Genomic DNA, 14,109 nt, shown 5'->3' with positions numbered 1-14,109 from the left:
GGGTCCAGTCTCGTCGACGTACGGGCGGCGGAGGGTGTCCGGCCCCCTTACGAAGCGATGACGTCCGCCGGCGTCCAGTGTCCGATTCCTTCAAGAACGCAGGCGGGCGCCCCGCCTACGTTGAACTCATGACTCCACGACTTGATGCCATCGGAATCGTGGCCGCCGACATGGCCGCCTCTCTCGCCTTCTACCGACTCCTCGGCCTGGACATCCCCGCCGAGGCCGACACCGCGCCGCACGCGGAGGCGACGCTGCCCAGTGGCTTGCGCATCCTGTGGGACACCGAGGAGACCATCCGCTCCTTCGATCCCGACTGGACCAGGCCGGAGGGTGGCGGCGACCGGGTCGGGCTCGCCTTCCGCTGCGACAGCCCGGCCGAGGTCGACGCGGTCTACGACGCTCTGATCGCCGCCGGACACCGTGGGCACCTCAAGCCCTGGGACGCGTTCTGGGGACAGCGTTACGCGGTGGTGCTGGATCCCGACGGCTGCGGCGTCTCTCTGTTCGCCGACGCCGCGTAGGCGCCCAGGGTCGTGCCGGCCAGGTCGCGCATCTCGCGGGAGAGGTGCGCCTGGTCCGCGCAGCCTGCGGCGAGGGCGGCATCGGCGTACGGCAGCCCTTGTCGTACGAGAGCCAGCGCGCGCTGGAGCCGCAGGATCCTGGCCAGCGTCTTGGGGCCGTACCCGAAGGCGGCCAGTGAGCGGCGGTGCAACTGCCGGGCGCCGAGCCCGGCGGCGTCAGCGGTCTCCGCGACGGTGCGGCCCGCGTCGAGATGGCGGGCGACGGCGCGCAGTACGGGGTCGGGCGGGGGTGCGTCCGCCGCGTGCCGCAGGGCGAGGCTCTCCAGGGCGGCCGCCGGGTCGGCGGCGCCGCTGACCCGGCCGGTCAGGGCGCGCACCCTGGCCGCGGGCCACACGTCGGCCAGGTCCACGCGCTGGTCGCGCAGTTCGTGCGCGGGTACGCCGAGGAGTGCGGGGCCCGCGCCTGGCGCGAACCGCACTCCGTCGTAGCGGGCGGTCGCGCCGGCGGGGGTGTCGCCGGGTGGGTGGGCGTGGGTGTCGGGGCCTGCGACGTACAGCTTGCCGTTGGTCCACAGGAGGTCCATGCAGCCGTCCGGGAGGACGGGGCGGGTGGGGGCGGCGGGGGCCGTTGTGGGAACGGTGCGGGTCCAGACGACGGCGCCGTCGAGCCGGGATGGGCGTTCCGCGTACATGGTGTCCAGGTTAGGGATCTCTTGTTCCCCTACCCGCCCCTTCCCGAAACCGGGGGCAAGCCCCCAGCCCCCGGGACGCCCTACGGGCGCGATTCGCGGGCCGCGCGGGACGTCCCTTTCGGGTCCTTCTCGCGGCCCGTGTGCAGGCGGGACTTCACGTCGTCCGGCGGCAGGAACCGCGACCACCGCTCCGGGAACTCTGACGGCATGTCGGGATCGTCCAGGTCGGGGTCGCCCGCCGCCGCCCGCGCTTCCGCGCGCGCGATGACCGCCGCCGCCTGGGCCGTGCGTACGCGGTCGTTCGCCTCGCGGGCCGCGGCCGTGGCGACGGAGGGCCAGACCCGGTCGATCGCGGCGTTGACCGCCGCGCCGACCAGCACCGCGAACGCGCAGATGCAGATCCACAGGAGGACGGCGATGGGGGCCGCGAGGGAGCCGTAGATGGTCGGGCCCTCGACCGTGCTGGTGAGGTAGATCCGGAGCAGGAAGCTGCCGAGCACACACATCGCGAGGGCCATCAGCGCGCCGGGCACGTCCTCGACCCACGGCGAACGGACCGGCACGGACACGTGGTAGAGCGTCGTCAGGAACACGATGGACAGCACGATGACGACCGGCCAGTACAGGATGCTGACGACTTCCGTGCCGAAGGGCACCAGGTCCACCACCCGGTCAGGACCGACCACCATCAGCGGCATCACCACCGCGCCGATCACCAGCGCGATGATGTAGAGCAGGAAGGCCAGCAGGCGGGTCTTCACGATGCCGCGGTGGCCGTCCAGGCCGTACATGACCGTGATCGTGTCGATGAAGACGTTGACAGCGCGCGAGCCCGACCAGAGCGCGATGGCGAAGCCGATGGAGATGATGTCGGGGCGGGCGCCCTGGGTGACATCGGCGATGAGCGGTTTCGCGAAATCGTTGACGCCGCGGTCGGACAGGACCGTTTCCGCCGCGGTCAGGATGTTGCGCTCTATGGACGCGACCGTGTCGGTGTCGGTCCAGGCGTCGACATAACCGAGCAGGCCGATCATGGCCAGCAGGAGGGGCGGCAGGGACAGCAGGGTGAAGAACGCCGCCTCGGCCGCGAGACCGAGGATGCGGTACTCGATGCACGAGTTGACAGTGTCCTTCAGCAGCAACCAGACCAACTTGCGCTTCGAGACATTGCGGTAGAGGACTCTGGCCCGGTGAAGACGGCCTCGGGGCCGTTCGGGTGTTTCTTTTGCTGCCTGCACCTCCTTACCGTAGCGGCATGGCAGCCACCACTCACACAGTGACCAACCAGGCTCCGCCCCTGGTCGAGTACGACGTCTTCACCGCCGACCTGGCCCTGTCGGAGGCGGTGGAGCGGCACATCGCGGCCGAACTCTCCGAGGAGGTACGGGAGGAACTGGCGGGCCTCGGCCGCACCGCCGGATCCTTCCAGGCTCAGGAATGGGGGGTGCAGGCCAATGAAAATCCACCGAAATTGCGGACACACGACCGCTACGGCCATCGGATCGACGAGGTCGAGTTCCATCCGGCCTGGCACCGGCTGCTGGGCAAGGCCGTCGCGGCAGGGCTCACGGACGCCTGGGGGCGGCCCGGCGGGCATGTGAGGCGCGCGGCCGGGTTCCTGGTGTGGACACAGGCCGAGGCGGGTCACGGCTGCCCGCTGTCCATGACGCACGCGGCGGTCCCGGCACTGCGCACCGACCCGGCGCTGGCCGCCGAGTGGGAGCCGCGGCTCACCTCGCACGTGTACGAGGAGGGGCTGCGGCCACCGTCGCTCAAGGCCGGGGCGCTCTTCGGGATGGGCATGACGGAGAAGCAGGGCGGCAGCGACGTACGGGCCAATACGACGAACGCCGAGCCGCTGGCCGGGGAGGGTGAGTATCTGCTCACCGGGCACAAGTGGTTCTGTTCGGCACCGATGTCCGACGGCTTCCTGGTGCTGGCGCAGGCGCCGGGCGGGCTGAGCTGCTTCCTGGTGCCGAGGGTCCTCGCGGACGGTACGCGCAACGTATTCCGGATCCAGCGGCTCAAGGACAAGCTCGGCAACAGGTCCAACGCGTCGAGCGAGGTCGAGTTCGACGGGACGTGGGCGCGGCTGGTCGGTGAGGAGGGGCGCGGCGTGCGCACCATCATCGAGATGGTGGCCGCGACCCGGCTCGACTGCGTGGTCGGCTCGGCGGCGCTGATGCGCCAGGCCGTGGCCCAGGCCACGCACCACGCGGCGTACCGCAGCGCCTTCGGCTCCAAGCTGATCGACAAGCCGCTGATGCGCAACGTGCTGGCCGACCTGGCGCTGGAGTCGGAGGCGGCGACGACGCTCGCGATGCGGCTGGCGGCGGCGTACGACAGCGACACCGAGCAGGACCGCGCCTTCCTGCGGCTCGCGGTCCCGGCGGCCAAATACTGGGTGACGAAACGGTGCACACCGGTCGCGGCGGAGGCCCTGGAGTGCCTGGGCGGCAATGGGTACGTAGAGGAGTCCGGCATGCCGCGGCTGCTGCGCGAGGCGCCGCTGAACTCGATCTGGGAGGGCTCGGGCAACGTACAGGCGCTGGACGTCCTGCGGGCTCTCCAGCGCGAACCGCAGGCGCTCAACGCGTTCCTCACCGAGATCGGGCAGGCGCGCGGCGCCGACCACCGCCTGGACGGGGCGATCAAGGACCTGCTGACCGAACTGGCCGACCTGGAGGGCATGGAGGGGCGGGCCCGGCGCGTCGTCGAGCGGATGGCGCTCGTGCTGCAGGCTTCGCTGCTGGTGCGCTGGGCGCCGCCGGAGGTCGCGGACTTGTTCTGCGCGTCGCGGCTGGGCGGTGACTGGGGCGCGGCGTTCGGCACGCTGCCGCACAGTCTCGACCTGGGGTCGGTGGTGGAGCGGGCGAGGGCGGTGGTCTGACGGCGACGACCCGCCGTACCCCGGCCCGCCGTACCACGGCCACCCCGTAGAACGGCCGCGCTCCGGCCCGACGGGCCGCCGGGGGTAACGGCCCGTCGGGAGAAGAGAGCCGCCGGGGTGGTGCTGCGCCGACGCGGCACCACCCCGGCTGAACGTCTCCACTTTCGTACAGGCGCAACCGGCGCACGAGAGTTGCAGACCGTTGCAATGTTTGTCCGGAGTAGCGGACTCCCGGGCATGCGCGCCGACGGCGCGGCACGATGGGCACGATGAGGAATGACCGCCTCACGCAAGTGACCCTCACGTGAGTTACGGGGTACGCCCAGTGAAGATCGAACCTCTCGCCGTGCACAGCGCCGACTCGGCCCGGCTGCTGGCCCGGGTACGGGAAACCGCCCTCGCCGGCGACACCCCGCGCGCGGCGCCGCGCCCCGTGATCGACGCGTCCTGGCAGCGCGTGATGCGTATCGGCATCGACCCGGACCGCAGCACGAGCAGCGACCTCCTGCCGGTGGGCGAGCTGGAGCACCGGCGCCGGGCCACCGCGCTGGGTGAGCTGCTGCCCTCGCTCAGCCAGGGGCTGATCGCGGTCGTCCAGGCGTCGCAGCAGATCATGGTGGTGACCGATGAGGAGGGCCGCGTGCTGTGGCGCGACGGCGACCGCGGGGTGATGCGCAAGGCCGACGGCATCTGCCTGGAGGCGGGCGCGGCGTGGAGCGAGGACACGACGGGCACGAACGGCATCGGTACGGCGCTGGAGCTGCGCCGTCCCGTTCAGGTGCACTCCGCGGAGCACTTCGTCCGTACGCTCCACGACTGGACGTGCGCGGCCGCGCCCGTGCACGATCCGCGGGACGGGCGGATGCTCGGCGTCATCGACGTGAGCGGGGTGGACTCGACGTTCCATCCGGCCACGCTCGCCCTGGTGGAATCGGTGGCCCGGCTCGCCGAGGCCGAACTGCGCGACCGGCACTTCAGGTCCGTGGAACGCCTGCGGTCGGTGGCGGCGCCGGTTCTGTGCCGGGTGGGCGGCCGGGCGCTCGCGGTCGACGCGCACGGCTGGCTCGCGGCGGTGACCGGGATGCCGCCGGTCGACCGGCTGCCGCTGCCCAAGTCGTTCCGGGCGGGCCGCAGATGGCTGCCGTCGCTGGGGATGTGCGCGGTGGAACCGCTGCCGGGCGGGTGGCTGGTGCGGGTGGAGGAGGCGGCGCAGGCGCTCGACGCAGCGGTGAGCCGGGTCGTACTCGACGTAAGCAGCCGACGACGTTCCTCGGTGACCGTTTCGGGGCCGGCCGGGGACTGGACGCATGAGCTCAGTCCCCGGCACGCGGAGCTGCTGTACGCGCTGAGTGCGCACCGGGAGGGGCGCAGCGCGGCCGAGCTGGCGGCGGATCTGTTCGGCGACCGGACGCGGACGGTGACGGTACGGGCGGAAATATCCCGCCTGCGCCGCCACTTGGCCCAGGTCCTGGCCCACCGTCCGTACCGCTTCGCGGACGAGGTGGAGGTGGAGGTGATCGCCCCCGCCCACCCGGCGGACCTGCTGCCCCACTCCACGGCCCCGGCGATCACAGCTGCGCGCCGCACGGGCAGCTTGGAGTAGGTCGGCACGCTTGCCCCCCGCGGCGGTTCGCCCTAGCGGTACGCCGGCAGCAGGTCGTCGCACGCAGCGGCCCGGTACGGGGAGGTCCGTACCGGTCCGCAGGCGGCAGCCGTTCCCTATGCGGCAGAGACGGATTCGACGCGCTGAACCGTGCCGTCTTCGACGTAGGCCATCACGCCGATCGCGAGGGCCTGGAGGCCGAGGAGCGCCCGCGCCCGCGCGCGCTCCGGGAGGTCGGCGATGGTCCTAGTAGTGGGCAGGACGCGCAGGACGGCGCGCGGGTCGCGGTAGGTGAGGACTGCGGCGTCCTCATGGGTGAGAGGGCTGGTCACCACGAGGTGCGTGATGACCTTCCGGCGTCTCATCTGCACTTGGTCCACGGCGACTCGCCGCAGTACGGGCAGACCGTTGTGTGCGCCCGGTAAGACGAACTGGGCGGCCTGTTCGGGCGTCTGGCCTTCCTCCACCGCCCCAGTGGGCAGTACGAGGCACCCACAGTCGGTCGCATCCGCGGTGAGCAGTTCGTCGGCCCCAACGGGAACGAGCACAGTCACGCCGATGATCGGGGGGCGCCAGTTCTCGTAAGGGGCCCGTGCGCGGACCACAGGGGCGGCCGGTGCGACAGTCGGCATCACGCCCTCCCGCCGTCCGTGACAGCGTTCACGATGTCCGCCAGGTGCTGCGGATTGCTGGTGCCCGGAATGGGCGCAACGTGCGGGCCGAGTTCGAGCAGCCAGGACAGCGCAGCGGATACATTCCCGCCCAGTGCCGCGCTCCCCGCATCGAGTGGGCGGTAGGGCACGTACGGGATTCCCTCGTCCCGGCAGATTTCCACCATGGGGTCGTAACGGTCGTGAACGTTGAGGACGTTCTGCACGGCCGCGACGGTGACCTCCTTCGCCACACTGCGGAACTCCTCGGGACCGACCTTCGACAGGCCGATGTGCCCGATCTTGCCTTCGTCCTGGAGGGCCTGGAGCATGCCGATCTGATCTGCCACGGGCACCTCCATGTCAATGCGGTGCAGGTAGCACAGCTCCAGCCGCTCGACGCCCAGGCGGCGAAGGCTCAACTCGACGCAGGACCGGAGGTACATGGGGTGGCCGTGCGGGGCCCACACGTCGGGGGCAGGCCGCACCATTGTGGGGGCCATAGGCGTCCGCGGTGTCGATGTGCGTGATGCCGTACGAGTGGACGGCCTGGCAGAGCACGCTGATGGCCCGGCCGCGGTCGTCCGGGTCGCCCCACGTTCCGGGGCCGGTCAGACGCATGGTGCCGAAACCGAGGCGGGACACGGTCTTCCCCGCGATGGTGATCGTGCCGGCCGGGGGCGCGCTGTTCATACTGCGGCCTCCTGAAGGCAGAGCTGAAGCGCACGCTCGACGGCACGGGCCTGACTGTCGGGGTCGCTGGTCACACGCTGGTGCGGGATCTCGTCCTCGGTGAGGAGCGTGTGCGTGTGCCGATCGACCAGCGTGCGGTACCGGGCGTCGTAGTCGTGCTTGTGCTCGACCGGCAACGCCGGGTCCAGAACCGTCGCCAGGAGCAGGTCGTACTTCGGGGCCTGCGTGGAAGCGAGGAGGCGCAGCCGCTCGCGCTCCAGTCGGTGCGGGGCTTCCTGGCGCCACTCCTGAGCCGCGTGGAGGTAAGCGAGAGCATCCCAGGCGGCGCGATCGGCAAGGACGACCCGGATGGGCTCGGGTTCCGGCCGGGCAGCAGCGGCGATCTCGTCGGCGATGCCCTGCGCCATGACCCACTCTGTGGAGGCCGCAGTGTGCTGCTCCATCTTCGGCAGGGGCACGAGCGCGGCTCTCCTCCCGATCTGGCCCGTGCGGGCCACGGGGATTCCGTGGCCGCGCAGCTCCATCTCGATGCGCTTGAGCAACATGGTTTTGCCGGTGGAGTGGGCGCCCATCACGCCGATGCGGATGGGCGAAGTCGTAGTCACCACAGGGTCGGTTCCTCTTCAGGTTTGGGGGCGCCGGGCAGGCCGGGCGGCACAGCCGCGGCGACGAGCTGGTCCCAGGTGTCGTAGTGAGCAGCCATGGCGATGAGGAGCTGTGCCGTGGCGTACGCGTCGAAAGTGGCGCGGTGCCGCTGCGCGGGTGCCGCGCTCAGGTCCGGCTGGACGCGCTCGATCAGGGCGTCGAGTGAGTACTTCGGCAGGTCGGGATAGGTGACCTTGGCCAGCCGGAGCGTGTCGAGCACTCCGGCCGGCCGCCACTGCGGAAGGTGGGCCGACAACACCCGGTATTCCACATGGGCGTTGTGAGCACAGATCCACGAGACGCCCAGGAGCATGTGGACCTGGTCGGCGATTTCCTCCCAGCTCGGCTCGCGTTCCAGCCGCTCGTTGGTCAGGCCGTGGACGCGCGCAGCGAAGGGCGTGACGGGGTGACGCGGTTTGGTCAGCCACGCCCCCGCCGTGCTCGTGTCCGGCTGCCCCTCGCGTACGGGCAGGGCGGCGACCTCGACCAAGTCGGGCGGGTTGGTGCCGTTGCCCTCGACATCGACAACGAGCAGCGAGGGCCAGGAGGAGAAGTTCATGCGGTTTCGGTTCCGTTCCCCGTCTTCCAGCCGATGGGTGCTCGGCCGTGCTGGCGGTGGTGGTGGGGCTTGGCGCGGTCGTGGCACTGGTAGCCGAAGCCGTGCTGAAGGAAGTAGCGCGGCGGTTCGTCCAGTCCCTCCACGACGATGGCACGACTGTTGACCTCTACCTCACCCGTCGCGCCGAGGACTCGGGCTTCCTGCGTGACCGTCGCCAGATCCGGCCTGACCCACGCTGACTTGCACCGTGCGATCTGATCCTCGGGGCAGATTTCGCACAGCTCCTCGATGCCGAAGTGACCGTTGTAGTCGGCCTCGCCGTGCGCGTACGCCACTGCGCAGCTCGTCTTGCGGAACAGGGCGCCCCAGGAGCCGTCCTGTTGGAACGCATCGAGGATGCGCTGTTCGGCAACCTCCGGCATGATCTTGCGCCGTGCGGTCTCGTCGTACGGCATCGGCAGGCCGTGCGACTCGTAGTAGGAGGCGATCTCCTCGCGGAAGAACAGGCCCGTGAAGACGGTGGCGTGCGCGTGCTGAGACAGCTCCCGGGCCCGCTCGATGTCGGCGTCGGAGTCGTTCAGGCCGGGCACGATCGGCCGCCAGTACAGGACCGTGCGGTACCGCTCGGCGTGCTCGTACAGGGTGCGCAGGCTCTCCGCTGCGATGCGGGAGTCCACGGGCTCGATGGCGGGGTTGGAGATGTTGGAGTGCGTGACCAGCACGGTCAGGCGCAGGTGCTTGAAGCTGTTGAGGACGGCGCAGTCCTCGGGGCCCACCCGCCACCGGGTGATGACCAAAACGTGGTTGGTCAAGCCCTGCTCGTCCAGCGCCCGCAGCACGTTGAAGACGTGCGGCTTGACGATGGGAAGCATGGGGTCGGTAGCTCGGTTCAGGAGCTGGATGGGCGTCGTGTGCGCCCGGAAGTACGGGTGGCTGACGAGGCGGTTGACAGCCTCCTCGTCGCTCATCAGGCGTCGAGGCAGCTTCATCTCGAAGTTGTCGAACAGGTGCCGGACGCAGTACCCGCACTCCAGCGGGCAGCCGACGATCCAGTTCAGCGACAGTCCCGACTTGCGGTACTCGATCACGTCGGCGAGCTCCGGCTTCAGCCCACCGATCTTGTCGGCGGACAGGATCGGCAGAGCGCGGCGGGGCGGGGCTACTGGAGCGGTCATAGAGTCCCTCCGGAGGCTGGTGGAAGAGATCAGGCATCGGCAGGTGTGGCCTGGAGGGGAACGGGAGGAGCGAGGAGCGCGCGGCGGCCGGCGCCGAACCAAGTGCCGAAGTCTCGCCGGGCGGCGTAAGCGTCGTCGGAGGTGTGCACCAGGTTCCGTACGAGGCGCTTCTCCGCGAGTGCGGCTTCCAGGCTGTCGTCGCCGAGGTCGCCGCGGATCGTGCCGGACGCGGCGTGGGTGGGGTCGAAGTGGCCGAGGAGCTGCCGTAGGCGACCGTGGAACCCGGGCTCGCCGTGGGCGAGCGCCACGGCCACGGGCCGGTGGCCGTACTCGGCTTCGAGGCACGCGGGGATGTCTCGGTCCGGGAACCAGTCGGCGTCCACGAGTAGGTCCCAGTAGTGGACGTGGGCCTGCCATGCCTCAACCGTGATGTCGCGGCGATCGGTGACCGTCGCTCCAGCGGCAGCGATCCGTTCGAGTACGGCGTCCACCAGGCCCAGCTCCACGGCGTCCGGCTTGCACAGGATGACCGAGCAGCACTCGAAGTCAGGCACTTGGAGCGGACGGCCGGAGCCAAGCCACGTGCCGAAGTCGCGGCGGGCCGCGTCAGGGTCGTCAGAAGTGTGCACGAGATTCCTTACGAGGCGCTTCTCCGAGAGGGCGGCGGCCATGCTGTCGTTGCCCAGGTCCCGGCGGATCGTGCCGGGCACAGCCCGGGTGGGATCGGTGTCTCCGATGAGTTGCCGCAGGCGTGCGTGCACCCCCGGTTCGCCGTGCGCGAGCGCGACGACGACGGGCTGGTTCGCATAGGCGGCGTCTATTCGGCCGGGGAGTACGCGTGGGGCCGCGCCGGTGTTCGTGAGTAGGTCCCGGTAGGCGACGTGGGCCTGCCACGCCTGCGCGGTGAGGTCGCGGCGGCTGGTGACGGTGACGCCGGCGGCGGCGATCCGTTCGAGCACCGTGTCCACCAGGCCGCGTGCCACGGCGTCCGGCTTGCACAGGATGACCGCCCAGCGGTCGAAGTCGATGCCCTCCACCACGGTGCCGCTCGGCGGCTTCGGGCTCACTGCTCGCCCCCGGTGGTCGCGCAGGCCGGCCAGCGGTGTCCGAGGAGCCAACCCAGGCCGGGGTGCAGCGCGTTGAGCACGTCGCGGCTCACGGTGTCGGTCTGGTCGTGCTCGATCTGCCGGTACACCTCGAACAGCAGCACGGCTTGCTGCCAGTACGCGTCCACGTCGAGGCCCGCGATGTCCTCCGCGCTGTACTGGGCTTTGTTCGTACGCAGCAGTTCCTCGTGTTCGAGGACTCGCGCGATTGTCGCGGGGTTGGTCTCCTGGGACATCGCCGGGAACGGGAAGTGCTGCGGGTGGCGTCGGACGTCCGCCTCGTTCAGCACCCTCTTGACGCGCTCGGCGTTCCGCTCGTTGACGTGCGCGGAGCCGATGATGTGGGTGTACGTCCCCAGTTGCAGGCCGAGTTGTACGGCTGCGTACTCCTGGATCATCGTGAAGCTGAACACGTCGCTGAGCAGGCCACAGTCCAGATCGTTGGCCCGCATGTTGCAAAGCATGTGCAGGTGTCCTCCACGCGCGAGCAGGTGCAGCCCCGCCAAGCACGCCATGTCGGGGTTGTCACTGACAGCCAGCTCGGCAGCGGAGAAGACGGGGAGGTACCCGCGCTTGCTGTCGGTCTCCGTGCGCAGCAGCTCCAGGACCCGGTCGAACGGCGAGACCGTGTCGCCCTCAGCGGGATTGAAGAGGCTGTAGCCGTAGGCGGACCCACCGAGGTTGATGCCGTCGGGGGAGCTGGATCGCATGGACGGCGCGTAGTAGCCGATCATCTCCAGGTCACGGCGGCCGGCCAGGTACCAGAGAGCCTCGGCGAACTGGAAGATCGGGTTGGCCTTTCGCATCACCAGGTAGGGGAGCCTCTGGCGGGGGTCGGGCAGACGGAAGCCAACGCCGATCACCTCGCGAGCCTCGTTCCCGCGAGCGTCAATGTGCTGCTCGTAGTTGATCGAGGCCAGTTGCAGCAGGGCCAGGTAGGCACCCTCAACGCTGCGATAGGTCGGTGCGGTGAGCATGAACTTCTCCAGGTCGGTGCGCAGCCGCGGGCGCGGCTGGTGGACAAGGGCGTTGTGCTCTGTGCGTTCGCCGGCGCGGGGGTCTGGGCACGAGGGGAGGAGACGTGCAGGTCTCCCCGCGCCGGAGCCAGGGCCGCCCGACGGTCCGATACAGGGGGTCAGGACCGCCGGGCGGCGGTCTATGCGGCGGGCACGAGATCGTCCAGGTTGACGACCGTGTAGTCCCGCAGTTCGCGCACGAGTTGGGAGGCCAGGAACCACCAAAGACCGGGATCTCCGTACGGGACCGGAGCATCGTCGCCAGCCAGTGCCTGCACCCCGTCCAAGCCGTACATGTACGGCGTGCCGATGACGCCGTAGAGCGGGGACTTGCGCACCATGAGCGCGACGTGTCCGTTACGGACCAGGTGGGGGCAGCGCTCGGCAGCGAGGTGTGCGTGCTCCAGGCAGACGGGCGGCTGGGCGGTCCTGGGAGGCCAGCCTGAGCGATATCCCGTCGCTGTCTCCAGGAACAGGGTGCCGGCGTCGGTCTTCGCGGGCCCAACGCAGACCTGGCAGCGCAGCATCGCCATCGTCTCCCGCTGGCGAGCGGGGTGAATCATCTTCCACCTCGGCAAGCCCTCGGGCAGTCGGCCAGGCCCGATCGACTGCGAGCACCGGCCCCATAGGACACCGTGCAGGTCGCGGTCTCCGGGGACTTCGTCCCAGTAGCCGAGTCGCGATTTCCCGTCTTCGCCGAAGGAAGCGCGCAGAGAGAGGAACGAGTCTTCTTCCTCGCCTTGCCGGGCTGTGATGTAGGGGACGCGCACGTTGCTGGGGACGCCCTTCATGAGGTGGTTCCCGTGCCGGTCGCAGTGGTGGGCCGGTGCGGCGCGATGATCGTGCCGTCGGGCAGCAGCTCACCGGTGTCATCGAAATTCAGGACGCCGTTGCACAGCAGAGTCCAGCCCATCACGTGGTCTTGCGCGACCGCTGTAGCCGCTTCGTGGTCCGGCAATTCGGCGGTGGGGCACGGAGGCATGTGCTGGCACATGTGCGTCGCTCTTCCTTTCAGTAATGCGGTGGGCAGTGCCCTCTTCGGTGGGTCTACTGAACTGCGGGAGAGCGGAGTCGGGGGGCCGAAGAGGGCGTCTGGAGGCCGCGTCGAGCGGCGGAGCGCGTAGAGAACTCATCAATGGCCACATCGCTGTAGCCGTAGAACCGGCCCAACGTGACGTAGTCGTAGCGTCCCCAGAGCGTCGGCGATTTCTCGCCCCACTCCACGACGGGGCAGGAGTCCGGGTAGGGCGACCACCGCAGGCGCAGGTTCGTGAAGCCCGGCCGCCCCTGGAGAAGGTCACGGACTGCCAGACCGACGTTCATGTCCGTCACGGGGTGGTAGCCGCCCAGCCGCTGACCGCCAGCGGGGATGGCGAGCAGCGGCGCGCGGAAGACGCAGATGGCGACGCTGTCCTCCAGGAGCGCGGGGTCGGCGAGCCGGGCTTTGTAGTACTCGTAGTCGTACGCCTCGTGCGGGGGCAGCAGAGAGACGGTCAGCGGCCCGGGGCGGGTAGCGGTCGGCATATGGCTTCCTTCGTCGTCCCGGTCTCGGCGAGCCGTGCCAGCAGGTCATTGGTGACCCGGGCCATCCGCCGGAGGTGGCCGATGGCCTTACGGTTGTCGCCCGGCAGTTCCTCGGAGCGCAGCGTGCGGGCCTGCTGGATGAGTTCTGTCACCACGGCGTCGTCGTCGGCAGCGGCAACCGCGATGGTGACGAGCCGCATGAGGTCGCCGCGTAAGCGCTGGGCGATCTCCTCGGACTCGTGCTCTCGGGGCTCCTGATTACCGAGCACGTCGCCGATGTCGTCCAGAATCGCTTCCAGCGGCTTCATCCCGCGAAGCCGGTCCACGACGCGGGCGAGAGTGCCGGCGTCCAGGGGCGCCTTCCACTTCTCGACCGCGTGCGGCCAGTGGCTGCTCCGAACCACCTCGTTCTCCGGTGCAAGAGCGGTGAAGGACATCAAGGTCTCCTGAAGGGGGCCGGCCATGGGGGTGCTAGATGTGCTCGGATGTGCCAGGCGTCACTATGAACGCCCAAATGTCCTTACCGGCGGTCGTCGCGGTCACGGAGGTCTCGTCCGCCAAAGCGCGCAGCAACATCAGGCCGCGGCCGTCCTCGGCGATCAGGTTCGGTGCGACGTACACGGGCGGACGGGGGTCTTGGTCGCGGACGACCGCGGCGATGCCGCCCGGGACACGCTGAAGGAGAAGGCTGGCCATCCGGTGCCCGTCGTCGTCGGCCGGGGTGTGCTGCATGACGTTGGTCAGCAGCTCGTTCACCACGGTCAGCATCCGGAAGCTGCTCTCGCTGTCGATACGCCACCAGGTCAGGTGCGCCTGCACGATGGCTCGCACCGATCCCAGATCGTCGGCCCGGACATCGAACGTCATGTCGAGTTGGCCGTCCACGATTCTGGACATGGCCCGAACCGAAGCGTCCCGCTCGTGGGTATCGGCGAGTACTTCCATCGCTGTTCCCTCCGTTCTGCCGGAACCCCTTCAGCAGGGTTCGGTAGCGGTGTGTACTGGGACCGAACCGATCAGCAACCATTCAGG

17 protein-coding genes are annotated in these 14,109 nt (G+C 69.8%); 3 read left to right on the top strand and 14 right to left on the bottom strand.

Annotated elements, in window-relative coordinates:
- The first annotated feature begins 128 nt into the window (after nucleotides 1-128).
- Complete coding sequence (locus J7E96_RS24430) at nucleotides 129-524, top strand: VOC family protein (RefSeq protein ID WP_215133820.1); 396 nt, start codon at nucleotides 129-131, stop codon at nucleotides 522-524.
- On the opposite strand, the gene J7E96_RS24425 is transcribed toward J7E96_RS24430, so the two are convergent.
- Nucleotides 464-1,216, bottom strand: coding sequence for an AraC family transcriptional regulator (locus tag J7E96_RS24425; protein ID WP_215133819.1), 753 nt, complete (start codon nucleotides 1,214-1,216; stop codon nucleotides 464-466). The genes J7E96_RS24430 and J7E96_RS24425 overlap by 61 nt on opposite strands.
- A gap of 80 nt (nucleotides 1,217-1,296) precedes the next feature.
- Nucleotides 1,297-2,454, bottom strand: coding sequence for a YihY/virulence factor BrkB family protein (locus J7E96_RS24420; RefSeq protein ID WP_215133818.1), 1,158 nt, complete (start codon nucleotides 2,452-2,454; stop codon nucleotides 1,297-1,299).
- A gap of 17 nt (nucleotides 2,455-2,471) precedes the next feature.
- Between J7E96_RS24420 and J7E96_RS24415 the strand changes: the two genes are divergently transcribed.
- On the top strand, nucleotides 2,472-4,106 hold the full coding sequence (locus J7E96_RS24415) for an acyl-CoA dehydrogenase family protein (RefSeq protein WP_215133817.1): 1,635 nt from the start codon (nucleotides 2,472-2,474) through the stop codon (nucleotides 4,104-4,106).
- 325 nt (nucleotides 4,107-4,431) lie between these two features.
- A complete protein-coding gene (locus tag J7E96_RS24410; RefSeq protein WP_308296112.1) occupies nucleotides 4,432-5,709 on the top strand; it encodes a GAF domain-containing protein in 1,278 nt (425 codons plus the stop codon).
- A 116-nt stretch (nucleotides 5,710-5,825) separates the two neighbouring features.
- Here J7E96_RS24410 and J7E96_RS24405 read toward each other — a convergent pair whose 3' ends face one another.
- From J7E96_RS24405 to J7E96_RS24350, 12 genes are all read right to left on the bottom strand, one after another.
- Nucleotides 5,826-6,341 carry a hypothetical protein gene (locus J7E96_RS24405; protein WP_215133816.1) on the bottom strand — a complete coding sequence of 172 codons (516 nt, stop codon included), beginning with the start codon at nucleotides 6,339-6,341 and terminating at the stop codon, nucleotides 5,826-5,828.
- The gene (locus J7E96_RS24400; protein WP_251070354.1) at nucleotides 6,341-6,862 is read right to left on the bottom strand and encodes an aldo/keto reductase; all 522 of its coding nucleotides are present in this window, start codon (nucleotides 6,860-6,862) and stop codon (nucleotides 6,341-6,343) included. The genes J7E96_RS24405 and J7E96_RS24400 overlap by 1 nt, the downstream gene beginning before the upstream one ends.
- A gap of 186 nt (nucleotides 6,863-7,048) precedes the next feature.
- Nucleotides 7,049-7,657 (bottom strand): AAA family ATPase, encoded by a 609-nt coding sequence (locus tag J7E96_RS24395; RefSeq protein WP_308296111.1) that lies wholly within the window; start codon nucleotides 7,655-7,657, stop codon nucleotides 7,049-7,051.
- Nucleotides 7,654-8,256, bottom strand: a complete 603-nt coding sequence (locus J7E96_RS24390; RefSeq protein WP_215133814.1) for a 3'-5' exonuclease — start codon at nucleotides 8,254-8,256, stop codon at nucleotides 7,654-7,656. The genes J7E96_RS24395 and J7E96_RS24390 overlap by 4 nt, the downstream gene beginning before the upstream one ends.
- Nucleotides 8,253-9,431: a radical SAM protein gene (locus tag J7E96_RS24385; RefSeq protein WP_215133813.1), complete on the bottom strand. Its 1,179-nt coding sequence runs from the start codon at nucleotides 9,429-9,431 to the stop codon at nucleotides 8,253-8,255. The genes J7E96_RS24390 and J7E96_RS24385 overlap by 4 nt, the downstream gene beginning before the upstream one ends.
- Nucleotides 9,432-9,460: 29 nt before the next feature.
- A complete protein-coding gene (locus J7E96_RS24380; protein ID WP_308296110.1) occupies nucleotides 9,461-10,498 on the bottom strand; it encodes a nucleoside-diphosphate kinase in 1,038 nt (345 codons plus the stop codon).
- The gene (locus J7E96_RS24375) at nucleotides 10,495-11,514 is read right to left on the bottom strand and encodes a thymidylate synthase (protein ID WP_215133812.1); all 1,020 of its coding nucleotides are present in this window, start codon (nucleotides 11,512-11,514) and stop codon (nucleotides 10,495-10,497) included. Before J7E96_RS24375 ends, J7E96_RS24380 begins: the two co-directional genes overlap by 4 nt.
- 179 nt (nucleotides 11,515-11,693) lie before the next feature.
- Nucleotides 11,694-12,344, bottom strand: a complete 651-nt coding sequence (locus J7E96_RS24370) for a hypothetical protein (protein ID WP_251070353.1) — start codon at nucleotides 12,342-12,344, stop codon at nucleotides 11,694-11,696.
- Nucleotides 12,341-12,547 carry a DUF5999 family protein gene (locus tag J7E96_RS24365; protein ID WP_215133811.1) on the bottom strand — a complete coding sequence of 69 codons (207 nt, stop codon included), beginning with the start codon at nucleotides 12,545-12,547 and terminating at the stop codon, nucleotides 12,341-12,343. Before J7E96_RS24365 ends, J7E96_RS24370 begins: the two co-directional genes overlap by 4 nt.
- A gap of 53 nt (nucleotides 12,548-12,600) precedes the next feature.
- Entirely contained in the window at nucleotides 12,601-13,077 is a 477-nt protein-coding gene (locus tag J7E96_RS24360) for a DUF6302 family protein (RefSeq protein WP_215133810.1), read from the bottom strand.
- A complete protein-coding gene (locus tag J7E96_RS24355) occupies nucleotides 13,047-13,514 on the bottom strand; it encodes a DUF6415 family natural product biosynthesis protein (RefSeq protein ID WP_251070352.1) in 468 nt (155 codons plus the stop codon). Before J7E96_RS24355 ends, J7E96_RS24360 begins: the two co-directional genes overlap by 31 nt.
- Before the next feature lie 34 nt (nucleotides 13,515-13,548).
- Nucleotides 13,549-13,974, bottom strand: a complete 426-nt coding sequence (locus J7E96_RS24350) for an ATP-binding protein (RefSeq protein ID WP_215133809.1) — start codon at nucleotides 13,972-13,974, stop codon at nucleotides 13,549-13,551.
- Nucleotides 13,975-14,109: the final 135 nt, after the last annotated feature.

This window comes from Streptomyces sp. ISL-96 (genome assembly GCF_018614035.1).
Taxonomy (GTDB): domain Bacteria; phylum Actinomycetota; class Actinomycetes; order Streptomycetales; family Streptomycetaceae; genus Streptomyces.
Note: the sequence above shows the minus strand (reverse complement) of the source record. Positions and strands in the feature narration are given on the sequence as shown.

Coding starts and splice junctions, on each gene's coding strand:
- J7E96_RS24370 (WP_251070353.1), bottom strand. CDS start 12,344: ATGAAGGGCGTCCCCAGCAACGTGCGCGTCCCCTACATCACAGCCCGG.
- J7E96_RS24350 (WP_215133809.1), bottom strand. CDS start 13,974: ATGTCCAGAATCGTGGACGGCCAACTCGACATGACGTTCGATGTCCGG.
- J7E96_RS24365 (WP_215133811.1), bottom strand. CDS start 12,547: ATGTGCCAGCACATGCCTCCGTGCCCCACCGCCGAATTGCCGGACCAC.
- J7E96_RS24405 (WP_215133816.1), bottom strand. CDS start 6,341: ATGCCGACTGTCGCACCGGCCGCCCCTGTGGTCCGCGCACGGGCCCCT.
- J7E96_RS24400 (WP_251070354.1), bottom strand. CDS start 6,862: ATGGCCCCCACAATGGTGCGGCCTGCCCCCGACGTGTGGGCCCCGCAC.
- J7E96_RS24385 (WP_215133813.1), bottom strand. CDS start 9,431: ATGACCGCTCCAGTAGCCCCGCCCCGCCGCGCTCTGCCGATCCTGTCC.
- J7E96_RS24375 (WP_215133812.1), bottom strand. CDS start 11,514: ATGCTCACCGCACCGACCTATCGCAGCGTTGAGGGTGCCTACCTGGCC.
- J7E96_RS24390 (WP_215133814.1), bottom strand. CDS start 8,256: ATGAACTTCTCCTCCTGGCCCTCGCTGCTCGTTGTCGATGTCGAGGGC.
- J7E96_RS24415 (WP_215133817.1), top strand. CDS start 2,472: ATGGCAGCCACCACTCACACAGTGACCAACCAGGCTCCGCCCCTGGTC.
- J7E96_RS24360 (WP_215133810.1), bottom strand. CDS start 13,077: ATGCCGACCGCTACCCGCCCCGGGCCGCTGACCGTCTCTCTGCTGCCC.
- J7E96_RS24355 (WP_251070352.1), bottom strand. CDS start 13,514: ATGTCCTTCACCGCTCTTGCACCGGAGAACGAGGTGGTTCGGAGCAGC.
- J7E96_RS24425 (WP_215133819.1), bottom strand. CDS start 1,216: ATGTACGCGGAACGCCCATCCCGGCTCGACGGCGCCGTCGTCTGGACC.
- J7E96_RS24430 (WP_215133820.1), top strand. CDS start 129: ATGACTCCACGACTTGATGCCATCGGAATCGTGGCCGCCGACATGGCC.